This is a genomic window from Klenkia terrae (assembly GCF_037083865.1).
GTDB lineage: Bacteria > Actinomycetota > Actinomycetes > Mycobacteriales > Geodermatophilaceae > Klenkia > Klenkia terrae.
The window spans coordinates 49,962-73,082 of sequence record NZ_JBAPLV010000018.1 but is presented as its reverse complement, the minus strand read 5'-3'; the positions used below and the strand labels follow the sequence as shown (position 1 = coordinate 73,082).

Below are 23,121 nucleotides of genomic sequence, written 5' to 3'. Positions count from 1 at the left end.
CCTCAGCGCAGCCCGCTGCGGGCCACGCCCTCCACGAACTGGCGCTGGAAGATCGCGAAGACCACCAGCACGGGCAGCGTGGACAGCAACGCCATGCCCATGAGGGCCGGGTAGTCGGTGCCGTACTCGCCCTGCAGGAACGCCAGCCCGATCGGGACGGTGAACAGCTGCTGGTCGTTGAGCACGATCAGCGGCCAGGCGAACTCGTTCCACCGGTACATGAACGTGAGGATGACCAGCACCGCGATCAGCGGCCGGCTCATCGGCAGCACGATCGACCAGAAGATCCGCAGGTGCCCGGCGCCGTCCAGGCGAGCGGCCTCGAGGACCTCGTCGGGGATGCCGAGCATGAACTGCCGGCACAGGAAGATGCCGAACGCCTCGGCCGCGCGCGGGACGATCACCGCCCAGTACGAGTTGATCCAGCCCAGCCCGGCGACCAGCTGGAACTGCGGCACCATCACGACCTGCACCGGGATCATCAGCGTGGACACGATCATCACGAAGACGACCTGCTGGCCCCGGAACCGGTACTTGGCCAGCACGTAGCCGGCCAGCAGGTTCAGCGTCACCGACAGCGCCATCGCCACCAGCGCGATCGCGGTGGAGTTGAGGAAGAAGCTGCTGAACGGGAGCAGCGCGAACGCCCGCCGGAAGCCGTCGAGGGTGGGGTCGGCCGGGAAGAACCGCAGCGGACCGCTGGTCAGCGCGCCCTGGCCGCTGAAGGCGGTGATGACCATCCAGTACAGCGGGAAGAGCATGACCAGGGCGCCGACCACCAGCGCCACCGCCCGCCAGGACGCCCAGCCGGCGCCCGCCCGCTGCGGCGTGCGGGGCTTTCTCTTCGTCGAGGTCGAGGTCGAGGTGCTCACAGGTCCGCCTCCTGGGCCTTCTGCCGGCGGTACCAGAGCGCGGTGAGGACGGCGATGAACAGGTAGGTGACCACCCCGATGGTGGCCGCGTAGCCCTGCCGGCGGGCGTCGAAGCCCTCGGCGTAGGCGTAGGTCACCAGCATCTCGGTGGCGTTGCCGGGCCCGCCGCCGGTGAGCACGTAGACGATGTCGAAGACCTGGAAGCTCTCGATCACCCCGAGCACGACCAGGAAGATCGTCGTCGGCTTCAGCAGCGGGACCACGATGTACCGCAGCTGGGTCCACCGGCCGGCGCCGTCGGTCTGCGCGGCCTCCAGGTACTCCTTGGGGATCGACTGCAGGCCGGCCAGGTAGACCACCATGCAGAACCCGACCTTCGTCCAGATGCTGATCAGCACCAGCGAGCTCATGGCCCCGACCGCGTCGGACTGCCAGGGCACGCCGTCCAGCCCGGCCGAGCGCAGCAGCCGGTTCACCACGCCGACGTTCTCGTTGAAGATCCACCGCCCGGCCACCGCGACGACGACGCCGCTGATCACGTAGGGCACGTAGTAGATCGCCCGCAGGACGCCGCGCCCGCGCAGCGGCCGGTTCATCGCCAGCGCCACCCCGAGCCCCAGCACCAGCGAGACCGGCACGGTGAGCAGCGCGTACAGGCCGGTGTTGAGGGTGGCCCGCCAGAACGTGGAGTCGGCGAACAGCTCGGCGTAGTTGTCCGCGCCGACGAACTCCCGCGGGCCGAAGCCGGACGAGGAGTAGAGCGACAGCCAGACCGTGGCCAGCAGCGGGACGAAGAGGAAGACGCCGAAGACGACCAGGTTGGGCGACAGCAGACCCCAGGCGGCCACCGCGTCGCGGGAGACCCGGGGCCGCCGCCGCGGTGGCGGGGTGGGCTGCTCGGGGCCGGGTGCGGTGACCGCCGCCGGCGCCGCGGTGGTCACGACAGCCGTCCGGTGATGTCCTCGGCGAGGTCGGCGAGCACCTGGCCGGGGTCGTCGCCGGCGAGGAACGCCTGCTCCAGCCGGTCGACCATCGAGGCGTTCACCGCGTTGAACTGCGGCACCGTCACCTGCGCCGACAGCTCGGGGGTGATGGTGGTGGCCTGCTCCACGAACAGCTCCATGAGGTCGGGCCGGACGGCGTAGTCCAGCTGCTGGCCCAGCAGCGCCGTCCGGGTGGGCAGCACGGTGGCCTGCTCGCAGAACAGCGCCTGCTGCTCGTCGTCGGACAGGAAGGCCAGGAAGTCCGCGGCCGCCTCGGGGTTGACCGACTGCGCGGTGGCCACCACGGCGTTGCCGCCCAGGTCGGCCGAGGCCCGCTCGTCGGCGGGCAGGAAGGTCGCGCCGTACTCCCGGCCGGCCGCGACGAACGCCGGGTCGATGGTGGGCAGCAGGAAGTCCCCGGCGAAGACCATCGCGATGGTCCCGGTGGTGAACAGCTCGTCGACGTAGGCACCCTTGGTCGACGTCGTCGGCGGGACCAGGCCGTCGGTGAAGAAGGACTGGGTGAAGGCCAGGGCCTCCCGGCCGGCCCGGTCGTCGATCGCGGGCCCGGTGAGGTCCTCGGTCAGCAGCCGGCCGCCGAGCTGGTCGACCCAGTTCAGCCACCGGTACGCCCCGGCCAGCTGCCAGTTCACGCCGAAGGCGAACTGCGCGTCCCCGGTGGGCAGGTCCGCCGCGATCGACCGGAACTCCTCCCAGCTCCAGGCGTCGTCCAGGCTGGTGGGGATGCGGGCGCCAGCCAGCGCCTCGACGTCGTAGAGCACCAGCGAGGTGTCGGTGTGGTGCGGCACCCCGTAGACCCGGTCCCCGTTGCTGACCGCCGACACGAAGGCGGGGCCGAACCCGTCGACGAACCCGGCGGGCAGCCGGTCGGTGAGGTCGAGCAGGGCGCCGCCGGCGGCGTAGATGCCGATGTCCTGGTAGGTCACCCGGAACAGGTCCGGCGCCCGGTCGCTGGCCAGGTTGGCGTCCACGCCGGTGAGCGCCTCGCTGAACGGGACGACGTTGAACACCACGGGGATGCCGCTGGTCGCCGTCCACCGCTCCGCCACCGTGGTGAACGCGGCGAGCTCGGCCTCGCCGGCCCACAGCGTGAAGCTGAGCCGGCCCTCCCGGCTGGCGGTGCCGTCGCCGCGCTGCAGCGCGAACCCGGTGCCGCAGCCGGCCAGGGCCAGCGCGCCGACCGCCGAAGCGCCCAGGAATCCCCGTCGGGACAGCTGTGACCTGATCACGGCCCGACCTTGAGGGCTGGCTGTGCACCGCACCAGTCGATCTTGTGCGTCAAGTTTCCTCAGGCGAGCCGCTCGACCGCGGCGTTCGACGTCCACAGGCGCACCCCGGCGGCGGCGACCGCCGCGTCCCCGGGCGCGGCCGGGTCGAACGGGGTGCCGCCCAGCCAGGCCCAGCCGGCTGGACGACGCCCGACGACCTCGGTCAGGCGGGCCAGCGGGCGGTGCACCTGGCGCTCGACGTCGGCCGCGGTGCGCACCGAGACCGAGCTGGCGTGGGTGGCCGAGTGCCCGCAGACCACGTGCCGGGTGGCCAGGTCGGCCAGGGCGTCCCAGGTCATGGCCAGCGGGGCGTCACCGGCCAGGTCCTCGTCCAGCACGCCCAGGTCGTGCTCGGCGGCGAAGCCGCGCTGCTGCGCGGGCGGGCAGTCCAGGAACTCCGTGGGCGGGTAGAACCAGCCGACCAGGCCGAGCTCCTCGCACAGCGGGGCGGCGACCTGCGCGGCGCTGGCGAAGCCGTCGAAGAAGGCCGGGACGACGCCCGGGCGCGGGTCGGCCCAGCGGCCGGTGTCCAGCGCGGCGTGCAGGTCGGCCTCGGTCACGGGGGAGAAGCGCTCCGCGTACCAGGTCAGCTCCTGCCGCAGCTCCGCCGCGTGGGAGGCCGATGTGTTGTGCCAGTTGACCACCCGCAGGTGCCGGCCGTGCAGCACCGCGTCGACCACCACGGCGGCCTCGGCGTCCCGTGCGGCCGCGTCGGGCCGGTCGGTGTCGCGCGGCCGCCACGCCGCCAGCGGGGCGTCGCCGGCCGGACCGCGGCTGGCCGGTGGGCGCAGCCGCAGGTGGGCCAGCGCCGCCAGCGCGTCCTGCACCGTCACGTCGGCGTCCGCCGCCCGCAGCACCTCCCAGGCCTGCTGGACGTCGGCGGCCAGCTCGACGTCCCCGGGCCGTGGGTCGACGGCGGGCGCCGGCCGGGTGCGGTCGACCAGGGCGACCAGCATCGCCACCCCGGTGCGGTCCTCGTCCTCGGCCGCCACCGCCCGGGCGGCCGCCAGCAGCGCGTCGCGCGGGATCGGCACGCACCCGATCGAACACCATGGGCCCGGTGGACGCCCCCCGCCCGGCGCCGCCGTGCGGGGTCGGCGCCCCCGACGGGGGCCGACCTGGTGGAATCGGGGGGTGGAGACCTTTCGCATCCGCAAGCTGCGGGTGGAGCGCGGCATGACCATCGCCGAGCTCGCGACCGCCGCGGAGGTCTCCACCGCGCTGATCAGCCAGGTCGAGCGCGGGTTGACCGACCCGAGCATGGCCACGCTGCGGCAGATCGCCAAGGTGCTGGCCGTGCCGCTGTTCGACCTGTTCCAGCCGGCGTCGCCGGAGTCCGCGGTGACGGTGATCAAGCGGGGCGAGGAGTCCACGATCACCTCGCCGAACGGGGACGCGTCCTACGCCCGCAAGTCCGTGCCGCACGGCCAGGTCGAGGTGCTGCGGGGGGAGCTGCGCCCGGGCGGGGTGTCCCACGAGCAGCCGTGGAGCCACCCGGCCGAGGAGTGCGTGGTCGTCGTCGAGGGCTCGCTGCTGGTGGAGGTCGACGGCGTGGACCACCGGCTCACCGACGGCGACAGCTGCTACTTCGACTCCCGGCTGCCGCACCGCCTGGTCAACGACAGCGACCGGCCGACCGTCTTCCTGGTCGCGGTCACCCCGCCCAGCTACTGAGCGGGGTGACCGGCGATCACTCGACGGGCGTGTTCTGGGTGGGGCTGCCGGCCGGGGTGAAGACCCCCAGCTCGACCAGGTGCTCCTCGGCGCGGTTCTGGACCAGGTGGACGGTGCCGCGCGGCAGGTAGTAGCACCAGCCGGCCGACACCTCCTGCTCCACGCCCTCGATCTCCACGGTCCCCGTGCCGCTGACGATGCACAGCATCTCGTCGTAGGGGTGGGTGTGCCGCGGGGTGCGCAGCGCCGGGACGTAGCCGACGAACTGGGTCATGCCCGAGCAGCCGCAGTCCGGGTCGAACAGCAGCTGGTACTCCCGGCTGCTGACCGCCGGGTGCTTGGCCCGGTCGGCCAGGTCGAGGCTGACCGGCCCGACCGTGGCCGGGGTGCCCGGGTCGACGCGCCCGGAGACGACGGCCACCTCGAGCGGCTCGGCACCGGTGCTGCGCAGCTCGTAGGCGGCGTCGCCGGCCACCCGGACGGCGGTGTCGCGGACGAGGTCGTGGGCGACCCCGTCGACGACGGCCTCCCCGCGGCCGCCGAGCACGTAGAGCAGCTCGTCCCGGCCGGCGTCCACCCGGCGGGTGCCGTGGTCGGCCACGACGAGGACCGCCATCTCCAGCCCGGACCCGTCGGGGTCGGCGTGCACCCGGTGCACGGCCACGCCGTCGGCGGTGACGGCGGGGACGTCGCGGTAGTGCACCGGCATCCCGGCCCGGCCGGCGGGCAGGTCCCCGCCGACCCGGGCCGGGGCGCTCACGGGGCCACCAGCCGGGCGGTCAGCCGGACGTCGGCCCGGAACAGCCGGGACACCGGGCAGCCCTCGTGTGCGGTGGTGGCGATCCGCTGGAAGGCGTCGTCGTCCACGCCGTCGACCTGCGCGGCCACCTCGAGGTCGACGGTCGGGATCCCGAAGCCGTCGGGCCCCTGCACCAGGTGCACCGTCGAGGTCGAGGTGATCCGGGTGGCCGGCGTCCCGTTGCCGGCCAGCTCGTTGGCCAGCGACATCGAGTAGCACCCCGACAGTGCCGAGGCCAGCAGCTCCTCCGGGTTGGTCGAGGGCTCCCCGCCCATCCGGGTCTTCAGGCTGAAGGGCAGGTCGAGGTCGGTGCGGCCGACCCCGATGTGGCCGCTGCCGGTCTCCAGGTCGCCCTCCCAGTGGGCGGTGGAGGTGCGTCGGATGGTCACCATGCTGTTCTCCTGCGGGTCGAGGGGGGTCGGTTCGTCACGCGTCGGTCGCGCGGGGCTCGTAGTCGGGGAGCCGCGTCTCGGCCAGCAGGTGGTCGCACCGCCCGGTCTTCTTCATCACCAGGTAGGTGGCCACCAGCAGGACGAAGAACGGCAGGCCGAACTGCCAGGCCGGGTCCAGGCCCTCGACGAAGTAGGTCGAGACCAGGACGGCGACCAGGAACACCGCGACCACGCTGCGGGTGACCGGCGCGGCCCACAGCTGCACCGGCGAGGGCGGCAGGCCCTCCTTGCGCCGGGTGGCGCGGAAGGAGGCGTGGGTGGCGAGGATCAGCAGCCAGACGACGATCGCGGCGAAGACCGAGATGCCGAACAGCACCAGGTAGGCCTGGCCGGAGTCGTTCGCCGACAGGATCGCGGCCACGACCATGCCCAGGGCGGAGAGCGCCAGGGCGTTGCGCGGCACCCCGCTGGTGCTGAGCCGACCGGCCCAGGCCGGCGCGAGCCGGTGCTCGGCCAGCGAGTGCATCATCCGGGTGGTCAGGTACAGGTTCGTGTTCGCGCTGGACAGCGCCGCGGTCAGCACGACGAAGGTCATGATGCCGGCGGCCGCGGGGATGCCGGCGCCCTCGAACACGGTGACGAACGGGCTGGCGTTGATCGTGCCGCCCTGCGCGGTGAGGGTCCACGGCACGACGAGGACGACGACCATGATCGCCAGCACGTAGAACAGCCCCAGCCGCAGGACCATCGCCCGGGCGGCGCGGGGGATGTCCCGCTGCGGGTTCTCCGACTCCGCCGCGGTGACCGAGACGACCTCGGTGCCGATGTAGCTGAAGAGCACGAAGACCATGGCCAGCATCAGGCCGGTGATCCCGTTGGGGAAGAAGCCGCCGTCCAGCAGCAGGTTGTCGGTGCCGACGGCGGGCCGGTCGGGCAGGCCGAAGACGACGAGGACCAGGCCGAGCAGCACGAAGACGGCGATCGCGGTCACCTTGATCATCGCGAACCAGTACTCGAACGAGCCGAACAGGTGCACGGCGGCGGCGTTCACGGCGAGCACGAGCACCGAGAAGACGATCACCGGCAGCCAGAGCGGGATGTCCGGCCACCAGAACTTCACGTAGACGCCGGCGGCGATCATCTCCCCGCCGATGGCGATCACCTGCATCGCCCAGTAGGTCCAGCGCAGCACGAAGCCGGTGCCCGCGCCGAGGTAGTTGTGCGCGATGGCGCCGAAGGCACCGGCGGTCGGGTGCACCACGACCATCTCGGCCAGCGCCCAGGCGATGACCAGCGCGACCAGCCCGCACAGGATGTAGGCGATGATCACCGCCGGTCCGGCCTGCGAGATCGCGAGGCTGGACCCCAGGAACAGGCCGGTGCCGATGGCCCCGCCGATCCCGATCATGGTCAGCTGCTTGGAGTTGAGCCGGCGCTGCAGCCCGGCGGTGCCGGTGGCGCCGTCGGACCCGGTGCCGGTGCCCGGGGTGTCGGTGGTCGATGACATGTCTGCTCCCTCAGTGGGTCTTGCGGTAGTCGGCGACGGCCTGCACGGCCCGGGTGACGTCGGAGTCGTCGTTGTAGAGGTGGAAGGACAGCCGGACGACGTCGCCGCGGGGGCTGCCGATCACCGAGTGCGCCTTCAGGTGGGCGTCCAGGGCGTGCGGGTCGGCGTCGAGGAGGGCGACCTGCGGGCCGCGGAGCGCGTCGTCCTTGGGGGAGCGGGTCACCTCGCCGGCGGCCATGAGCTGGTCCTGCAGGCTGCGGGTCAGCTCGGTGATGTGCTGCTGCACCCGGTGCATGTCCAGCTGCTCGAGCAGCGAGAGGCCGGCGACGGCGCCGTAGGCCGAGGGGATCGACGGGGTGCCGCCCTCGAACCGGCGGGCGTGCGTCGGGTGGTCCAGGTGCCGGGGGTCGAAGTTGAACGGGTCCTGCCGGCCGAACCAGCCGGTCAGCGAGGGGGCCACGTCGTCGCGCACGCCGGAGCGGACGTAGAGGAACGCCAGGCCGGGGATGCCGAGCATGTACTTCAGCGAGCCGCTGACCAGGTAGTCGCAGTCGAGCTCACGGACGTCGACGGGCTCGACGCCCATGCCCTGGTAGGCGTCGACGAACGTCTTGGCGCCCAGCTCGCGGGCCCGGGCGACGACCTCGCGGACCGGCAGCCGCAGGCCGTTGCGGTAGGAGATCAGCGGGACCGACACCAGCGCGGCGCGCTCGTCCACCAGGGCCAGGTAGTCGTCGAGCTCGACGACGCCGTCGCGGTCGGGCACGTGCACGACCTCGGCGCCCCGGGGCCGCTGGGCCAGCCAGACGTGGGCCACCGAGGGGAACTCCATGTCGGTGGTGACCAGGCGCGGGCGGGTGGACCAGTCCTGGGTCGAGGCGACGTGGAAGGCGCCCTCCGACGCGGTGGACACCACGGCGACCTCGTCGACGTCGGCCCCGATGTGCCGGGCGAAGCCGGCGCGGGCCTCGGCCACCTTGCCCATCCACAGCTCCCACGGGGCGCCGTGCTCCCGGATGGAGAACTGGAACTCCAGCAGGGCCGCGGTCATCGCGTCGGAGAGCGCGCCCTGGCTGCAGCTGGCCAGGTAGGTGGTGTCGGCCAGGGCCGGGAAGTGCGCGCGGAACTCCGCGACGGAGGGGTGGGCGGTCATGGAGGCCTCTCGTGGTGCATCGGGGGAGGTGGGCGTCGGCGGGGCGGCTGCCGGGACGCACCGCTGCAGCCAGTGCCGTGCAGGTGCCGGGGACGGCGTCGCGGGATCCGCGGACCGTGACGAGATGTCAGCCAGGCTGAACGAGCGGAGCGTAGGAGTGACTTTTTGGGGTGTCAAGGGCCACATCGCACGCTTCGAAGGCCTACGCTCGAGGAGCTCGCGACGACCCCAGGAGGCGGATCCGTGCCCCGTTCGGCGGTCCCGCTGTCCTCCCACCGCATCCTGCGGACGACCAGCATCGAGGCCGCCCAGTCGGCGATCTCGGCCTCGCTGGCCCCGCACCGGCTGGTGCCGGCCGACCGCGGCGGCACCTTCTGCGCCCGGCACAACGGGGCCGACCTCGGCGGGGTCGGCCTGCACTTCCTGGACTACGGGGTGGCCGCCGACGTCGCGGTGGACGCCATGGACTTCCACCTGGTGCAGATCCCGCTGGGCGGCCGGACCACCGTCGACGCAGGCTCCGGGGTCGTCGGGGCCGGGCCGGGCGCCGCGGTGGTCACCCCGGCCGGTCGGCCGCTGCGGATGGGCTACTCCGGGGACAACCCCCGGCTGGTGGTGCAGGTCGCCGAGCGGCTGCTGGCCGACCGGTCGGCCGTGGCCCGGGAGGCCGGCCTGGACGTGCCGGCGCCCGGCGGGGCGGCGCTGGACCTGACCCGGGGCGCCGGCCGCTCCTGGCGCAGCCTGGTCGAGCTGGTGCTGACCGACCTCGAGCGGCCGGACGGCCTGGCGGCGTCCCCGGTGGCCGCGGCGTCGCTGCGGACGGCGCTGGTGGACGGCCTGGTCGCCGGTCTCGCCACCCGCCGGGCGGCGCCGCCGGCGACGTCGGACACCGTCGTCCGGCGGGCAACCCGGCTGATCGAGGAGCACTGCGCCGAGCCGCTGGGCACCCCGGACGTCGCCGAGGCCCTGCACGTCAGCGTCCGGGCGCTGCAGGCCGGGTTCCGGGCGCAGCTGGGCTGCACGCCGATGGCCTACCTGCGCCGCACCCGGCTCGAGCGCATCCGGGCCAGCCTCGCCGACGGCACGGCCGGCACCGTCACCGAGGCCGCCGCCCGCTGGGGCCACCCGCACCTGGGCCGGCTGGCCGTGGACTACCGGGCCGCCTTCGGGGAGAGCCCCGCGGAGACCCTGCGCCGCTCCCGCTGACCCGCGCGGGACGGACCGGTCAGGCCCACATCTGGGCATAAGGGTGGGAGCACAGCTCGATGACGGTGCCCCAGGGGTCCTGGCAGTAGACGATCGTGTAGCCCTTCTCGGCGTCCAGCACCACCGGCTCCGCCCGCACCCGGCCCCCGGCCGCGGCGATCCGGTCGGCCACCTCGCGCACGTCGGGCGCGGTGAGCGAGAAGTGGTTGATGCCGGTCTTCCAGAACTCGAAGTTGTCCTCGCGGACCTCGAGCGCCGGGACGTCGAAGGTGAACAGCTCCAGGCCGACCGCGTCGGCGAAGGCCAGGTGGGCGAACCGGAACCGGCGGAAGCCCTGGCCGTAGATCGCCGCGGCCGCGTCGCCCAGCGGCGAGCCGTCCTCCAGCACCTCGATCGGCCCGACCAGCAGGTAGGCGCCGAGGGTCTCCCGGTACCACCCGACCGCGGCCTCGAGGTCGGGGACGGTGGCGCCGACGTGGGAGAAGGCGTGGGCGGGCGATGCCATGGCGGGGCTCCTGGGGACGGGCAGTCGGGTGGGTCATCGCATCGAAAGCCCAGGTGGGGACGGCGTCAACGCATCCGTGCGGAATGCGGACAGCGGGTGCGCCGGGCGGATGGACCCAGGGGGTGTGACCTCCCTAACGTCCCGCGGCAGCTCGACCGCGACCCCACTCCCGAAGGACACCCGATGGCAGACCGCATCCCCGTGGAACCGGCGCTCCGTGCCCGCATGGAGGACCACGCACTCACCGCCGTCCCCGACTCCGAGCGCCGCTCGGGATGGGGTCTGATGACCAACACCGCGGGCATCGCCTCCACGCTGATCCAGCTGGCGATCGGCGGCACCGTCACCCTCATCGCCGGCGTCTGGTGGGGCCTGCTCGCCGGCGTCGTCGTCGCCGTCTTCGGCGGCACGCTGGGCTGGCTGGTCGGGCACGTCGCCTACAAGTCGGGCACCTCGAGCACCGTGACCGCCCGCTTCTACGGGCTGGGCACCCGCGGCTCGGCGCTGGCCTCGCTGATCTTCGCGTTCATGATCCTGGGCTTCCTCGCCCTGGAGAACGCGCTGCTCTACTACGGCACGCTGTTCATGTTCGGCTGGGCGCCCACGCTGCTCAACGCGGTCGTCATCTACGGCCTGCTCACGCTGGCCTGGATCGCGCTCACCGTCTTCGGCCTGCCGCTGGTGCAGAAGACCTCGATGGTGCTGCTGGTCGCCTTCGTGGCGCTGACCGTCGTCCTGGCGTTCGTGGCGCTGGCCGACTCCAGCGTGTCGCTGGGCGAGCTGTTCGCCGCCGGCCCCGTGGTCCCCGGCTTCGAGAGCGGCACCGCCCGGTTCACCGCCGTGCTGTCGATCCTGGCCGGCTCGGCCGGTGCGCTGGCGCTGGTCGACGCCGACTTCGCCCGCTACGCCCGCTCCACCAAGGACGTCGGCATCCTCGCCGTCGGCGGCGCGGTGATGATCGACGTCGTGGTCGTCGTGCTCGGCACGATCATCATCCACGCGGGCTCGGGCGAGGTCAGCGACTACCTGACCGCCAACCCGGACATCGCCGCCACGCAGGTGGGCGACACCGTGGCCGACAAGCTGGCCTGGATGATCGCCAACAACGCCGGCGCCTTCTTCGTCGTCCTGGCCGGGACGCTCGGCTTCGTCCTGATGTACGTCGCGCAGGTCAAGGCGCAGGTGCTCAACACCTACAGTGGCTCGCTGTCGCTGTCGAACCTGGCCGACGGCCTCTTCGGCCGAAGCCCGGGCCGGGTCACCATGGTCGTGGTCGGCAACCTCATCGCCCTGCTGATGGTGGCCGGCGACATCCTCGGCCTGATCGGCAGCTACCTGGGCATCCTCGGCGTCACCACCACCGCGCTGGCCGGGGTGATCATCGCCGACTTCTTCATCGTCCGGAAGCGCCGGGTGGCCGACCCGGGCGAGACCGAGTCGGTCAACTGGGCCGGGGTCATCTCGGTGGTCGGCGCCGCGCTGCTCGGCGGGATCCTGCAGGAGACCGGTGTGACGGCGCTGGGCTTCGTCGTCGCCCTCGTGGTCGTGCTGGTCGCCTACCCGACCCTGCGGACGACGGTGCTCAAGCCCGCCGAGACCCGCCTCCCGGTCGGCTGAGCGGGTGGGTACCGGGCGGGTCCGACGCCCGCCCGGTACCCAGACGTAACATGACATTGCATTGACGTTCGCTCCGAATTGGTCATACGCTTCCCTCCGCGCCGCCGTCCGGCGCAGAGGGATGGTGCGCGATGCTCGCTGCCACGGTGCTGCGCAGTGCTGACCTGGACGAGACCCGGGACGTGGTGGCCGCCGCGTTCTGCCCGCACACGCTCGAGCTGCCCGACCGCTCGGCCGCGCTGTCGGCCCGGTGGCGGGCGCACCAGGTCGAGGACATCGGCGTCACGGTGCTCGACTACGGCGCGCCCGTGCGGATCACCACCCGCGGCGGCTGCGACGCGTTCCTGGTCGAGATCCCGCTCGGCGGCCGGTCCACCATCACCCAGGGCGCCGACACCGTGGTCGCCGACCGCACCACCGGCGCGATCCTGTCGCTGGCCGAGCCGATCAGCACGGTCCGCTCGGCCGGCAGCCCGCAGCTCATCGTCCGGCTCGAGCGCGCCGCCCTCGACGACCAGCTGCGCACGCTGACCGGCGCCGAGGTGCACCGCCCGCTGCGCTTCACCGCGGCCCTGGACCTCACCTCGCCCGAGGGCCGGTCGTGGCACCGGCTGGTCGACCTGCTGCGCACCGAGGCCGAGCAGGACGGCGCCCTGGTGCACTCGCCGGTCGCCCGGGCCCAGCTGCGCAGCCTGCTGCTCACCCAGCTGCTGTGCGGCCAGCCCAACAACTACAGCGACGTGCTGCGGCAGGGGTCGGGCACCCCGGTGCCCCGGCTGCTGCAGCGGGCCGTCGACCTGATCCGGGACCACGCCGCCGAGGCGCTCACCGTCGAGGACGTCGCCCAGGCCACCGGCATGAGCGTGCGGGCGCTGCAGCAGGGCTTCCGCCGCTACGTCGGCTGCACGCCCACCGAGTACCTGCGCGACGTCCGGCTGGACCGGGTGCACGCCGCGCTGCAGGCCGGTGACCCCGGCAGCCTGACGGTCACCGACGCGGCCTTCCGGTGGGGGTTCACCCACCTGGGCCGGTTCGCCGGGGACTACCGCCGGCGCTTCGCCGAGCCCCCCTCGGCCACGCTCCGCCGCTGACCCGGTGGGCCCGGTGGCTCAGCCGGCCAGGGTCTGGGAGGGCAGCTCGCGGTAGGTCTCGCGGTAGACCTGGGAGAACCGGCCCAGGTGGAAGAAGCCCCAGCGGGCCGCGACGTCGGTGACCGACGTGGTGCCGGGGTCGGCGGCCTGCAGGTCGCGGCGGGCCCGGGTCAGCCGGACCAGGCGCAGCTGCTCCAGCGGCGTGCTGCCGAGCTCGCGCTGGAAGGCCTCCTGCAGGGAGCGGGCGGAGACGCCGGCGGTGCCGGCCAGGTCGGCCAGCCGCCAGGCCCGCCCGGGCTCCGCCTCGATGGCGGCCAGCACCCGGCGCACCGCCCGGGAGCCGACCGGTGCCGGCACCGCGTCGGTCGTGCTGTTGGGCTGGGCGGCCAGCAGCGCGGAGATCAGCGTCTGCTCGAACTGGGTGGCCACCAGCGGCGACCGCAGCAGCGGGCCGCCGGCGCCCAGGTCGTCGACCGCCAGGTGCACCAGGCGCAGCCACGACCGCAGCGGTGCCGCGGTCAGGTCGACCAGCGGGTCGAACACGACCGGACCGCCCGCGGCCGCCTCGACGGCGGACCGGCGCAGGTAGACCAGCAGCTGCTCGCAGCCGGCCTCCCAGGTCATGTCGACGTGCTCGGTGGGGGAGCCCAGCGAGGCCCGCGTGGTGTCCGACGGGACGACGCGGTCGCCGACCCGCACCCGCGCGCGACCGGCCAGCGGGACCTGGACCAGGAAGAAGTCCTCGAACCGCCCGGGCACGATGCGCACCTCGTCGCCGTAGCGCAGGTAGTCCAGCGTGACGTCCTCACCGAGGGCGGCCGCGTTGTGCACCATGTCCAGCCGCCCGTCGCGGCGGGTCAGCCCGAGGTGGTGGGGGCAGAACCGCTGCGCGACCTCGCTGCGCGCCTCGTCCAGCTCCGTCGTGACGACCAGCGGGTGACGGGCGAGCAGTGCGGTGGCCATGCGGGCTCCTCGTGGGCGGCGCGTCCATTGGGGCACGCGGTCCCGGCGCGCGTCAACGCCGGGACGCCCGTCATCTGCGCGGAACGTGCAGGTCAGGGCCGGACGAGCCGCTCGTCGGGGATGACCGCGGTGCCCACGATCTCGATCAGCGCGTCGGTCTGCCACAGGCCCGTGGTGCCGATCCCGGCCATGGCCGGGTAGACCGGGCCGGCCAGCTCGCGCCAGACCTCGCCGATCTCCTTGCCGTGCGCCTGGTAGTCGGGGATGTCGGTCAGGAAGATCGTGATGCTGACCAGGTCGCCCGGCTCGCCGCCCGCGGCGCGCAGCGTGGTGAGCACGTTGCCGAAGGCCTGCCGGAACTGCGCCACGATCCCCCCCGGGACGATCCGCATGTCTGCGTCGAGGGCGGTCTGCCCACCCAGGTACAGCGTGTTGCCGCTGAGCGTGCCGTGCGAGTAGCCGCGCGGCGTGGGCATTGACGACGGGTTGACGGCCTGCGGCTCGAGCGACATGACGGGCTCCTGGTGGTGGGGGCGGTCCGGACGCAGCCACTCTGTCATCGTATTGACAACGACGCAACGATCGTGCGCAGAATGCAACACCGAACGAGAAGGGGGACCGATGCGGCTCGCCACGGTCAGCACACCGACCGGCACGACGGCAGCGGTGCAGGACGGCGAGGACTGGCGCGCCCTGCCCGCGCGCGACCTCTCCGCGGCCTTCGCCGACGGCTCCTGGGCCGCGGCGCCCGGTGCCGTCGTCCCCGGGGCGGTGCCGGTGCTCCCGCTGCCGCGCCCGGGCAAGGTGGTCTGCTGCGGCCTGAACTACGGCGAGCACATCCGGGAGACCGGCCGGGAGCTGCCCGCCCACCCCACGCTGTTCGCCAAGTTCGCCGACACGCTCACCGGCCCGACCGACGACCTGCGGCTGGACGCCTCGGCGCAGTGGGACTGGGAGGCCGAGCTGGCCGTCGTCGTCGGCACCCCGCTGCACCGGGCCGACCGCGCCGCCGCCCGCGCGGCCATCGGCGGCTGGACGGTCGCCAACGACCTGTCCGCCCGGGACTGGCAGCGCCGCACCCTGCAGTGGTTCCAGGGCAAGGCGTGGGACGCCACCACCCCGCTGGGCCCGGTCGTCGTCACCCCCGACGAGGTCGACCCCTTCGCCGGGCTGGCCGTCTCCTGCCGGATCGACGGCGTGGAGGTGCAGCGCGACAGCACGGCCACGCTGGTCTTCGACGCCGCGGACCTGCTGGCCTACGTCTCCACCTTCACCGTGCTGCGCCCCGGCGACCTGGTGCTCACCGGCACGCCCGGCGGCGTCGGCATGGCCCGCGATCCGCAGCGCTGGCTCGCCGACGGCGAGGTGCTCGAGACCGAGGTCGAGGGCATCGGCACCCTGCGCAACACCATCCGTCTCACCCAGGAGGAGTCATCGTGGACCCCAGCAACGACCGCCTGATCACCCCGGCCACGGGCCTCGTCGTCCCGGTCGTCACCCGCTCGGGCCAGGAGCCCGACCGGACGGCGCAGAGCGAGGGCGCGACCCGCATCTCCGGGGTCAGCCCGCAGCACACCCCGGCCACGAAGATCTGGTTCGGCCAGGTGCACAACCTGGCCGGCTACCGCTCGGTGCCGCACCACCACGGCGAGGCCGAGACCGGCGGGTTCGTGCTCAGCGGCCGGGCCCGGATCTACTTCGGCGAGCGGTTCGACGACTACATCGACATGTCCGAGGGCGACTGGGTCTTCGTCCCGCCGCACATGCCGCACGTCGAGTGCAACCTGGACCGGAACAACCCGCTGACCTGGATGACCACCCGGACGCCGGACAACATCGTGGTCAACCTGCCCCAGGTGGACGACGCCGACCTGCGCGACTGGGCGGACCGGCCGTGACCGCCACCTCGGAGGTCTTCACCGCCGCGGTCACGCTGCAGGAGGCCCCGGCGGAGGTGCACGACGTGGCCTTCACCGCGACCACCCAGCCCTGCCCGTGGCCCAAGGCCTACGGCGGGGACATGGTCGCCCAGGCGCTGGTCGCCGCGCTGCGCACCGTCACCGACGGCAAGACCGTGCACTCGATGCACTCCTACTTCCTGCGGCCGGTCGACATCGGCGGGCAGGTCCGCTACGAGGTCGAGCTGCTGCGCGACGGCCGCGGCTACGCCACCCGCCAGGTCCGCGGCTTCCAGAACGGCAAGCCGGTCTACACCTGCCTGGTCAGCTTCGCCGCGGGCGAGGCCGGCGGCAGCTGGGCGCCCGCCGCCCCGACCGGCGTCCCCGCGCCCGAGGACCTGCCGTCGGCGGCCGACGTGCTGGCCGGACGCGAGGGCGGCACCAGCACCGAGGCCTCCCGCGCCTACTGGGCCGGCGGCCGCAGCTTCGACATGCGGCACGTGCCCGGCCCGCTCTACCTCGACGTCGCCGGCGGCACCGGCCCGCAGCAGGCGGTCTGGGTGCGCCCGTTCGACGCGCTGCGCCCGGTGCCCGGCGTGGACGACGCCCAGCGGGACGCCGCCGCCCTGGCCTACGTCTGCGACTACACGATCCTCGAGCCCGCCCTGCGGGTGCTCGGGCACGCGTGGGCCGACGAGGGCCTGGTCACCGCCAGCCTCGACCACGCCATGTGGTTCCACCGGCCGGTCGTCATGGGCGACTGGCTGCTCTACGCCCAGGAGGTGGTCTCGGTCGAGGACGGCCGCGGCACCGGGGTGGGCCGGTTCTACGACACCGACGGGGTCCACCTGGCCACCGTCGTCCAGGAAGGTCTGATCCGGGCGGCCGTGCCGCAGACGGGGGAGCAGTCGTGAAGGTCGCGATCGTCGGCGGCGGGCCCGGTGGCCTGTACCTGGCCGCGCTGCTGCGCCAGCTGGACAGCAGCCACGAGATCACCGTCTGGGAGCGCAACGCCCCCGAAGACACGTTCGGCTTCGGCGTCGTGTTCTCCGACGAGACGCTGGGCAGCATCGAGGGCGCCGACGAGGTCGTGCACCAGCGGATGGAGTCCCGCTTCGCCCGGTGGACCGACATCGACGTCGAGGTCGACGGGCAGTCCTTCACCGTGGGCGGCCAGGGCTTCGCCGCGATGAGCCGCAAGGAGCTGCTGTCGATCCTGCAGGAGCGGGTCGCCGAGCTCGGCGTCACCGTGCACTACCGCGCGCTGGCCCCCGACGTCGAGGAGCTGCGCGCCACCCACGACCTGGTGGTGGCCTGCGACGGGCTGAACTCCCAGATCCGGACGGCGCACGCCCAGGCGTTCGGCCCCACGCTGGACCGCCGGCACAACAAGTACATCTGGCTGGGCACCGACCTGGTCTTCGAGGCCTTCCAGTTCATCGTCAAGCACACGGAGTGGGGGACGATGCAGATCCACGGCTACCCGTTCTCCGACACCGGCTCGACCTTCATCGTCGAGATGCACGACGACGTCTGGGAGCGCGCGGGCTTCGGCGCGACCGAGGGCCAGGAGTTCCCGCCCGGGGTGAGCGACACCTACGCCGTCGAGCGGATCCGGGAGATCTTCGCCGACGAGCTGGCCGGGCACGAGGTGCTCACCAACAACTCGAAGTGGCTGAACTTCCAGACCGTCCGCAACGAGTGCTGGCACGAGGGCAACCTGGTGCTGCTGGGCGACGCGGCGCACACCGCGCACTTCTCCATCGGCTCGGGCACCAAGCTCGCCATGGAGGACGCGCTGGCGCTGGCCGCCTGCCTGCACGAGCACCCCACGATCGAGCAGGCTCTGGCCGCCTACCAGGACGAGCGCAAGCCGGTGGTCGAGTCCACCCAGCGCGCGGCCCAGGCCTCGCTGGAGTGGTTCGAGCGGATCGGCATGTACGCGGGCCAGGAGCCGACCGAGTTCGTGTTCAACCTGCTGACCCGGTCCCGCCGGATCACCTTCGAGAACCTGCGCGACCGGGACGCCGTGTTCGCCGCCCAGGTCGAGGCCGCCTTCGCCGCCCGGCACGGGGACGGCGAGCCCGCCCCGGCCATGTTCCAGCCGGTCCGGATCGGCGGGCTGGAGCTGGCCAACCGGGTCGTGCTGGCGCCCATGGACATGTACGTGGCCGACGAGGGCGTGCCCGGTGAGTTCCACCTGGTGCACCTGGGCAGCAAGGCCCTGGGCGGCGCCGGCCTGGTGATGACCGAGATGACCTGCGTGTCCCCGGAGGCCCGGATCACCCTGGGCTGCCCCGGGCTGTGGACCGACGAGCAGCGCGACGCCTGGGCCCGGGTGACCCGGTTCGTGCACGAGCGGTCGCCGGCCAAGATCGGCGTCCAGATCGGGCACTCGGGCCGCAAGGGCTCCACCAAGCTCATGTGGGAGGGCATCGACCAGCCCCTGGAGAGCGGCAACTGGGAGGTCGTCGGGCCCAGCGCGCTGCCCTACGGCCCCGGCTGCCACGTGCCCCGCGAGGCCACCCGCGCCGACCTGGACACCGCGGTCGCCGACTTCGCCGCCGCGGCCGGCCGGGCGGTCGACGCCGGGTTCGACCTGGTCGAGGTGCACGCCGCGCACGGCTACCTGCTGTCGTCGTTCCTGTCCCCGGCCGCCAACCAGCGCACCGACTCCTACGGCGGGAGCCTGGCGAACCGGCTGCGGTTCCCGCTGGAGGTCTTCGACGCCGTCCGCGAGGTCGTCGCGGGCCGGGTGCCGGTGACCGTGCGCATCTCCGCGCACGACTGGCTGCCCGACGGCAACACCGACGACGACGCCGTGGAGATCGCCCGGGCCTTCGTGGCGCACGGCGCGGCCGCCGTCCACGTGTCCTCCGGCCAGGTGTCCAAGGAGGAGAAGCCGGCGTTCGGGCGGTCCTACCAGACCCCCTTCGCCGACCGGATCCGGCAGGAGGTGGCGGCGCCGGCCGGCGCGATGGTGATCGCGGTCGGGGCGATCTCCTCGCACGACGACGTCAACTCGATCCTGCTCGCCGGGCGCGCGGACCTCTGCGCGCTGGGCCGCACCCACCTCTACGACGGGCAGTGGACGCTGCACGCCGCCGCCGAGCAGGGCTACGCCGGTCCCGGCGCGGTCTGGCCGACGCCCTGGGCCGGCGGCAGCCGCAAGCCCCCGACGTCGCGCACGGACAAGGTGCCGCCGCGGTTGTCCCTGCTGCGCGACGGCGTCGTGGAGCCCGAGCACGTCCGGTGGCGGCCGCGCACGCCGGTCGCGGCGGGGTGAGCGGGCCCAGCGGCACCTGTCGCCGCCGGGTGGAGTGGGTGGACACCGACGCGTCGGGGATCTACCACAACACCGCGGTGGCCCGGTTCGCCGAGGCGGCCGAGGCGGAGCTCATGCGGGGGGTCGGGCTGGACTTCGCCCCGACCGCCCCGCGGGTCCGGTACGAGGTCGAGTTCGTGTCCCCGCTGCGCTTCGGCGACGAGGCGGTGACCACCGTGCAGGTGGCCGAGATCGGCCGGACCTCGATGACCTTCGACTTCGAGGTGCGCCGTGGGGACGACGTGCTGGCCGCCCGCGGCCGGTACGTCGTGGTGCACGTGGACGGGTTCGAGGGCGGCGGGCCCAGCCCGTGGCCGGACGCCTGGCGCGCGGCGCTGGGGGCCGACGGGTCGTGACCGGGTCGGCTGGCACGATGCTGCTGGTGAGCCCGGAGGTGGAGGAGCGACGGGACGGCGGGGGGCGTGCCTCCCGCACCGTCGTCGTGACGTTCCTCGGTGCCGTGGTCCGGCGGATGGGCGGCTGGCTGCCCATCGGCGGCAGCATCGACCTGCTGGCCGCCCTCGACCTGGACGGGCCGACCGTGCGCACCGCGGTCTTCCGGCTGAAGAAGCGCGGCTGGCTGGACCCGGAGAGCCGGGGCGGGGTGCGCGGCTACGCGCTGACCCCGCTGGCCGCCGACTCCTTCGCCCGCGGCGACGAGATCATCTGGCACGCCCGCCAGCCGGCGGCGCTGACCGACGGCTGGTGCATCGTGAACTTCTCGGTGCCCGAGTCGATGCGCAGCCGCCGCCAGCAGCTGCGGTCGCACCTGTCCTCCCTCGGCTTCGGGAACGTGGGGACGGCGACCTGGATCGCCCCGGCCCGGATGCTGCCGGCGGCGCAGGCGGCCATCACCGAGCTCGACCTGGTCGGCCACAGCGCGGTCTTCGTCGGCGACCACGTCGCCGGGCAGGACCTGGCCACGCTGATCCGGGAGAGCTGGGACCTGGCCGGCATCGACCAGCGGTACCGGGAGTTCGTCGCCGAGCACGCCGACACCCTCGCGGTGGTCGAGGGCGGCGTGGACCCGGCGACGGCGTTCGCCACCTATCTGCAGGTGGTCGACGCCTGGCGCCGGCTGCCCTACCGGGACCCGGGCCTGCCCCGCACCCTGCTGCCCGACGACTGGGCCGGCCCGCGGGCCGCCGCGGTGTTCGAGCAGCTGGTGCAGGCCCTCGAGGGCCGGGCGCTGGCGCACGCCGCGGGGCACTGGCCCGCCTGAACCCGACCGGTGTGTATTGACACCTGCGCAACGATCGCGCTTGATGTGTCATGTCACCCGGACCAGAGTTGAGGAGCGCCCGTGCAGCTCTCGCCGTCGGCCCACACCGACACCTTCGCCCGGGACCACCTCCCGCCGGCCGAGGACTGGCCGGTCCTCGAGTTCACCACCCCCGAGCTGCAGCACCCGGCCCGGCTGAACGCCGGGGCCGCCCTCGTCGACGAGGCCGTGGCCCGGTTCGGCCGGGACCGCCCGGCGCTGCGCACCCCGGACGGCGAGGTGTGGACCTACGGCGAGCTGCAGGACCGGGCCGATCAGGTCGCCCACGTGCTGGTCGACGACCTCGGCCTGGAGCCGGGCAACCGCGTGCTGCTGCGCGCACCGAACACGCCGTGGATGGTCGCGGCCTGGCTGGGCACGCTGAAGGCCGGCGGCGTCGCCACGGTGGTCTTCGCCGCGCTGCGGGCCGGTGAGCTGGCCCCGGTCGTCGAGCGGACCCGGCCCGCCCTCGCCCTGGTCGACCACCGCAGCGTCGCCGACGTCGAGGCCGTCCGGGACTCCTCCGCCCCGGACCTGCGGGTGACCACGATCGGGGCCGGCACCGACACCGACCTGGTGGCCCGGGCGGCGACCAAGCCGGCCGGGTTCACCGCCGTCGACACCGCCGCCGACGACGTCGCGCTGCTGTGCCCCACCTCGGGCAGCACCGGCGTCCCCAAGATCACCATGCACTTCCACCGGGACGTGCTGAGCATCGACGCCACCTTCGGCCGGCACGTGCTGCAGCTGGGGCCCGACGACCTGGTGGCCTGCACTGCGCCGTTCGCGTTCACCTTCGGGCTGGGCATGCTGGTGGTCTTCCCGCTGCGCGCGGGCGCCTGCGCCCTGCTCACCGACGCGCTGGCCCCGCCCGCGCTGGCCGACCTGGTCGCCGAGCAGGGTGTCACCGTGCTGGCCACCGCGCCGACGGCCTACCGGCAGATCCTGGCCGCGGGCAAGGGATCGCAGCTGGCGGGCCTGCGGATGGCGGTCAGCGCCGGCGAGCACATCTCCGACGACACCTGGGCCGCGCTGCACGACGACCTCGGCCTGCAGGTGGTCGACGGCATCGGCGGCACCGAGCTGCTGCACATCTTCATCTCCGCCGCCGGTGAGGACGTCCGGCGCGGCACGACCGGCCGGCCCCTGCCCGGGTACCGCGCGGCGATCCTCGACCCGGACGGCGCTGAGCTGCCGGCCGGCGTCGAGGGCCGGCTCGCGGTGATCGGCCCGGTCGGCTGCCGGTACCTGGACGACGACCGGCAGCGCAGCTACGTGCAGGGCGGCTGGAACGTCACCGGCGACACCTTCCGGCGCGACGAGGACGGCTGGTTCACCTACTGCGCCCGCACCGACAACATGATCGTGTCCTCGGGCTACAACATCGGCGGGCCCGAGGTCGAGTTCGCCGTCGACGGGCACCCCGACGTGGTCGAGTCCGCGGTGGTCGGGCGCCCGGACCCCGACCGCGGCGCGGTGGTCTGCGCGTTCGTCGTCCTGCGCGCGGGCGTCCCGGCCAGCGAGGCGACGGCGCGGTCGATCCAGGACCACGTGAAGGCCGTGCTGGCCCCGTACAAGTACCCGCGCGACGTCCGGTTCGTCGACGCCCTGCCGCGCAACACCAGCGGCAAGCTGCAGCACTTCAAGCTGCGCGAGCAGCTCGCCGGGACCGCCCCGCGCTCCGCGGACGCCGGTCGCGCAGAGCGGATAGCCCCCGGTCCCGGGCCTTCCTAGCGTCGCCCTCCACACGTTGTGACCGATGTCGCAGCGTCGGAGGAGAGGAGCCCGCATGACCGACCTGACCGGTCGCACCGCCGTCGTCACCGGCGGTGCCACCCTGCTCGCCCACGGGGTCGTCGAGGCCCTCGCCCGGGCCGGCGCCCGCGTGGTGGTCGCCGACGTCGACGAGGTCGGCGGCGCCGCGGCCGAGGCGCTGGGCACCGACGTCGTCTTCGTCCGCACCGACGTCACCGACGACGACTCGCTGGCCGCCCTGGTGCAGACCACCGTCGAGCGGTTCGGCGGCATCGACGTGGTGGTCAACCTGGCCGCGGTCTACCTCGACGAGGGCTTCGCCACCTCCCGGCAGGACTGGCTGCGGGCGCTGGACGTGAACGTGGTGAGCATGGTCGAGGTGGTGCGGCACGCGCACCCGCACCTGGTCGCCAGCGAGCACGCCGCGGTCGTCAACTTCACCTCGATCTCCTCGAAGGTCGCCCAGACCGGCCGCTGGGTCTACCCGGCGTCCAAGGCGGCGATCGCCCAGCTCACCCGGTCGATGGCGCTGGACCTGGCCCCCGACGGCATCCGGGTCAACTCCATCAGCCCCGGCTGGACCTGGTCGAAGATCATGGACGACCTCTCCGGCGGCGACCGCGCGAAGACCGACGCCGTCGCGGCCCCGTTCCACCTGACCGGCCGGGTCGGGGACGGCGCCGAGATCGGCGCCGTCGTCGCCTTCCTGGTCTCCGACGCCGCCTCCGTCGTCACCGGGGCCGACTGGGCCGCCGACGGCGGCTACTCCGCGCTCGGCCCCGAGCAGACCGTCCCCGCCATCCCGCAGCTCGCAGAGTGAGGTCCTCCACC

General features: G+C 73.6%; 23 protein-coding genes. 12 read left to right on the top strand and 11 right to left on the bottom strand.

Features of this window, described 5'->3' with window-relative positions; all coding sequences use genetic code 11:
- Nucleotides 1-2 precede the first annotated feature (2 nt).
- The 4 genes from UXQ13_RS16205 to UXQ13_RS16190 are packed head-to-tail and all read right to left on the bottom strand — an operon-like array spanning nt 3 to nt 4,178.
- Nucleotides 3-872: a carbohydrate ABC transporter permease gene (locus UXQ13_RS16205; RefSeq protein WP_225233860.1), complete on the bottom strand. Its 870-nt coding sequence runs from the start codon at nt 870-872 to the stop codon at nt 3-5.
- Entirely contained in the window at nt 869-1,813 is a 945-nt protein-coding gene (locus UXQ13_RS16200) for a carbohydrate ABC transporter permease (protein WP_225233861.1), read from the bottom strand. The genes UXQ13_RS16205 and UXQ13_RS16200 overlap by 4 nt, the downstream gene beginning before the upstream one ends.
- Nucleotides 1,810-3,105: an ABC transporter substrate-binding protein gene (locus tag UXQ13_RS16195; protein WP_225233862.1), complete on the bottom strand. Its 1,296-nt coding sequence runs from the start codon at nt 3,103-3,105 to the stop codon at nt 1,810-1,812. The genes UXQ13_RS16200 and UXQ13_RS16195 overlap by 4 nt, the downstream gene beginning before the upstream one ends.
- A 59-nt stretch (nt 3,106-3,164) precedes the next feature.
- Nucleotides 3,165-4,178 (bottom strand): polysaccharide deacetylase family protein, encoded by a 1,014-nt coding sequence (locus tag UXQ13_RS16190; protein ID WP_225233863.1) that lies wholly within the window; start codon nt 4,176-4,178, stop codon nt 3,165-3,167.
- A 100-nt stretch (nt 4,179-4,278) separates the two neighbouring features.
- Between UXQ13_RS16190 and UXQ13_RS16185 the strand changes: the two genes are divergently transcribed.
- Nucleotides 4,279-4,818 (top strand): helix-turn-helix domain-containing protein, encoded by a 540-nt coding sequence (locus tag UXQ13_RS16185; RefSeq protein ID WP_225233864.1) that lies wholly within the window; start codon nt 4,279-4,281, stop codon nt 4,816-4,818.
- Nucleotides 4,819-4,834: 16 nt separating this feature from the next.
- On the opposite strand, the gene UXQ13_RS16180 is transcribed toward UXQ13_RS16185, so the two are convergent.
- The 4 genes from UXQ13_RS16180 to UXQ13_RS16165 are packed head-to-tail and all read right to left on the bottom strand — an operon-like array spanning nt 4,835 to nt 8,669.
- Nucleotides 4,835-5,578: a cupin domain-containing protein gene (locus UXQ13_RS16180; protein ID WP_225233865.1), complete on the bottom strand. Its 744-nt coding sequence runs from the start codon at nt 5,576-5,578 to the stop codon at nt 4,835-4,837.
- Entirely contained in the window at nt 5,575-6,009 is a 435-nt protein-coding gene (locus tag UXQ13_RS16175) for an OsmC family peroxiredoxin (RefSeq protein WP_225233866.1), read from the bottom strand. The genes UXQ13_RS16180 and UXQ13_RS16175 overlap by 4 nt, the downstream gene beginning before the upstream one ends.
- 34 nt (nt 6,010-6,043) lie before the next feature.
- The gene (locus UXQ13_RS16170) at nt 6,044-7,516 is read right to left on the bottom strand and encodes an amino acid permease (RefSeq protein ID WP_336392542.1); all 1,473 of its coding nucleotides are present in this window, start codon (nt 7,514-7,516) and stop codon (nt 6,044-6,046) included.
- A 10-nt stretch (nt 7,517-7,526) separates the two neighbouring features.
- Nucleotides 7,527-8,669, bottom strand: coding sequence for an aminotransferase class V-fold PLP-dependent enzyme (locus UXQ13_RS16165; protein ID WP_225233868.1), 1,143 nt, complete (start codon nt 8,667-8,669; stop codon nt 7,527-7,529).
- 243 nt (nt 8,670-8,912) lie between these two features.
- Here UXQ13_RS16165 and UXQ13_RS16160 point away from each other — a divergent pair, with 243 nt between their 5' ends.
- Nucleotides 8,913-9,875, top strand: coding sequence for an AraC-like ligand-binding domain-containing protein (locus UXQ13_RS16160; RefSeq protein ID WP_225233869.1), 963 nt, complete (start codon nt 8,913-8,915; stop codon nt 9,873-9,875).
- A gap of 19 nt (nt 9,876-9,894) precedes the next feature.
- Here the strand turns inward: UXQ13_RS16160 and UXQ13_RS16155 are convergent, their stop codons facing one another.
- Nucleotides 9,895-10,380: a VOC family protein gene (locus UXQ13_RS16155; RefSeq protein ID WP_225233870.1), complete on the bottom strand. Its 486-nt coding sequence runs from the start codon at nt 10,378-10,380 to the stop codon at nt 9,895-9,897.
- A gap of 183 nt (nt 10,381-10,563) precedes the next feature.
- Between UXQ13_RS16155 and UXQ13_RS16150 the strand changes: the two genes are divergently transcribed.
- Both UXQ13_RS16150 and UXQ13_RS16145 read left to right on the top strand, forming a co-directional pair.
- Nucleotides 10,564-11,997 (top strand): purine-cytosine permease family protein, encoded by a 1,434-nt coding sequence (locus tag UXQ13_RS16150; protein WP_225233871.1) that lies wholly within the window; start codon nt 10,564-10,566, stop codon nt 11,995-11,997.
- A 131-nt stretch (nt 11,998-12,128) separates the two neighbouring features.
- Nucleotides 12,129-13,088 carry an AraC family transcriptional regulator gene (locus UXQ13_RS16145; RefSeq protein ID WP_225233872.1) on the top strand — a complete coding sequence of 320 codons (960 nt, stop codon included), beginning with the start codon at nt 12,129-12,131 and terminating at the stop codon, nt 13,086-13,088.
- Nucleotides 13,089-13,106: 18 nt separating this feature from the next.
- Here the strand turns inward: UXQ13_RS16145 and UXQ13_RS16140 are convergent, their stop codons facing one another.
- Both UXQ13_RS16140 and UXQ13_RS16135 read right to left on the bottom strand, forming a co-directional pair.
- Nucleotides 13,107-14,051 (bottom strand): AraC family transcriptional regulator, encoded by a 945-nt coding sequence (locus tag UXQ13_RS16140; protein WP_225233873.1) that lies wholly within the window; start codon nt 14,049-14,051, stop codon nt 13,107-13,109.
- Between the two features lie 92 nt (nt 14,052-14,143).
- Complete coding sequence (locus tag UXQ13_RS16135) at nt 14,144-14,563, bottom strand: RidA family protein (protein WP_225233874.1); 420 nt, start codon at nt 14,561-14,563, stop codon at nt 14,144-14,146.
- Nucleotides 14,564-14,672: 109 nt separating this feature from the next.
- On the opposite strand from UXQ13_RS16135, the gene UXQ13_RS16130 reads away from it, so the two are divergent.
- The 8 genes from UXQ13_RS16130 to UXQ13_RS16095 all read left to right on the top strand — a co-directional run bounded on the left by UXQ13_RS16130 (nt 14,673) and on the right by UXQ13_RS16095 (nt 23,110).
- Complete coding sequence (locus UXQ13_RS16130) at nt 14,673-15,512, top strand: fumarylacetoacetate hydrolase family protein (protein ID WP_225233875.1); 840 nt, start codon at nt 14,673-14,675, stop codon at nt 15,510-15,512.
- Complete coding sequence (locus tag UXQ13_RS16125; RefSeq protein WP_225233876.1) at nt 15,488-15,949, top strand: cupin domain-containing protein; 462 nt, start codon at nt 15,488-15,490, stop codon at nt 15,947-15,949. The genes UXQ13_RS16130 and UXQ13_RS16125 overlap by 25 nt, the downstream gene beginning before the upstream one ends.
- Nucleotides 15,946-16,863 (top strand): acyl-CoA thioesterase, encoded by a 918-nt coding sequence (locus UXQ13_RS16120; RefSeq protein ID WP_225233877.1) that lies wholly within the window; start codon nt 15,946-15,948, stop codon nt 16,861-16,863. The genes UXQ13_RS16125 and UXQ13_RS16120 overlap by 4 nt, the downstream gene beginning before the upstream one ends.
- Nucleotides 16,860-19,235 carry a bifunctional salicylyl-CoA 5-hydroxylase/oxidoreductase gene (locus tag UXQ13_RS16115; protein ID WP_225233878.1) on the top strand — a complete coding sequence of 792 codons (2,376 nt, stop codon included), beginning with the start codon at nt 16,860-16,862 and terminating at the stop codon, nt 19,233-19,235. Before UXQ13_RS16120 ends, UXQ13_RS16115 begins: the two co-directional genes overlap by 4 nt.
- Nucleotides 19,232-19,630, top strand: coding sequence for an acyl-CoA thioesterase (locus UXQ13_RS16110; RefSeq protein ID WP_336392541.1), 399 nt, complete (start codon nt 19,232-19,234; stop codon nt 19,628-19,630). Before UXQ13_RS16115 ends, UXQ13_RS16110 begins: the two co-directional genes overlap by 4 nt.
- 26 nt (nt 19,631-19,656) lie before the next feature.
- Nucleotides 19,657-20,496 (top strand): PaaX family transcriptional regulator, encoded by an 840-nt coding sequence (locus UXQ13_RS16105; RefSeq protein ID WP_225233880.1) that lies wholly within the window; start codon nt 19,657-19,659, stop codon nt 20,494-20,496.
- An 81-nt stretch (nt 20,497-20,577) separates the two neighbouring features.
- Nucleotides 20,578-22,269: an AMP-binding protein gene (locus UXQ13_RS16100; RefSeq protein WP_225233881.1), complete on the top strand. Its 1,692-nt coding sequence runs from the start codon at nt 20,578-20,580 to the stop codon at nt 22,267-22,269.
- Between the two features lie 55 nt (nt 22,270-22,324).
- The gene (locus tag UXQ13_RS16095) at nt 22,325-23,110 is read left to right on the top strand and encodes an SDR family oxidoreductase (RefSeq protein WP_225233882.1); all 786 of its coding nucleotides are present in this window, start codon (nt 22,325-22,327) and stop codon (nt 23,108-23,110) included.
- The last annotated feature ends 11 nt before the right edge of the window (nt 23,111-23,121 follow it).